Origin of the sequence: Microcoleus sp. B4-C1 (genome assembly GCF_036705285.1) — a bacterium.
Lineage (GTDB): Bacteria > Cyanobacteriota > Cyanobacteriia > Cyanobacteriales > Microcoleaceae > Microcoleus.
Map to the genome: position 1 here is coordinate 1 of NZ_JAUBUC010000233.1, position 1325 is coordinate 1325.

Sequence of the window (1325 nt, forward strand, 5' to 3'; positions counted from 1 at the left end):
GCTTTCATATTGTGATAAATTATCCGCATTTAACGTTGCAGAACCTAGCTGCAAGCTACCAGAATTGCCGTGAGAAAAAACGTGAACTTGGTCTACAGTTTCCCCCGCAGCCGAAATTGTTTGCAGTTTCGCAGTAATTTGCTCGACTCCGTTACCATTTTTATCTAAAATGATGATCTCTGCACCGGGAAGCACGCCACCGGCAAGAGTTTGATAGTCATCTAAGTCGGAATCAATGAAGACAATAGATTTAGAACCAGCATTGTGGAGAACAGATTGTGAATCCATGTTGGTGGCAAAAGTTGAACTCATTTGGCATACCCATGAGAATGTTTACTATTTGCTGGTAGATTCACCTTGAAAGCAGAAGGCTAGAGATGCAGAAGGCAGTAGGCAGAATTAAAACCTCGGTAATCCATCGGGGATATTAAACTTTAGGGAAAAACTTGAATCTTATCCCTAAGTGAAACCCAATACTTTTCTCCCTAATCAGCTTTTGCTGTGTAAAAATTGCGATTTTTTTTAGCAATTAAATGCAGAGGATGTAATGTAAATAGTCCGGCACGGGAACCTCGGTAGATTTGCTATGCACACCATTAGCCAGATACGTAGTGCATCAAACCATTGGGAAGCCTTGGTCAGGTAAAATTCAGAAAATATTTTATGTGGTTCTGAGTTCCTGAGAATTGCTCTAGCTAGTACCTGATACATTCACATTATATAAAACCAGGAAAATTCCCTAAAAATTTGATTAATTTAAGTTTTTTCCTATCTGTAAAAAAGTTCCCACAAATCTGAAAATTATTGGTTGAGAAAGCAGGCTTTATTCGGCCGCTACTTATGGCTAGCCAGCTCAGGATTGCAATAGACGGGTGTGTCTCATTATAGGTGTGGGCGATCGGCAATAAACAAGATTTATTACCGATCGCACTTGAAAAGAATCAGATCGATCGCTCCTCTTCGTTGGCGTAGCCCCCGTAGGGGCGCAGGGCTGTTTCATTCTCAAGAAAACGATGATTTTGACTCTTGTAGTGCTACCCCTACTCCCCGTGCCTACCCTCCCCATCCACGATTTGCTCATGTTTCAGAGATTGGGGCAGCCACGGGGGGCTGCCCCTACAAGAGAATGAAACAGCCCTGCGTAGGGGCGGGCTGCTGATGGCGCACCCTACCCCAGCCAGTTAGATTGTTACCTGAGTGAAATCGCTAGCGGTGAGAATACCGGGGGTAATATTGTTAAGCTTCGCCAACAATTGATTGGTGTCCGTCACAGTAATCAAAGTTTGATTGTTGCTGGAAGTAATACTGAGTTGATTAAAACTCAA

The 1325-nt window shown here is 43.0% G+C and carries 1 protein-coding gene; it reads right to left on the minus strand.

Translation table 11 applies throughout. The annotated features are described in order from the left end of the window. Positions 1-312: DUF4347 domain-containing protein (locus QUB26_RS31840; protein WP_333321310.1), on the minus strand; the 312-nt coding region annotated here is incomplete at its 3' end. Positions 313-1325 lie beyond the last annotated feature (1013 nt).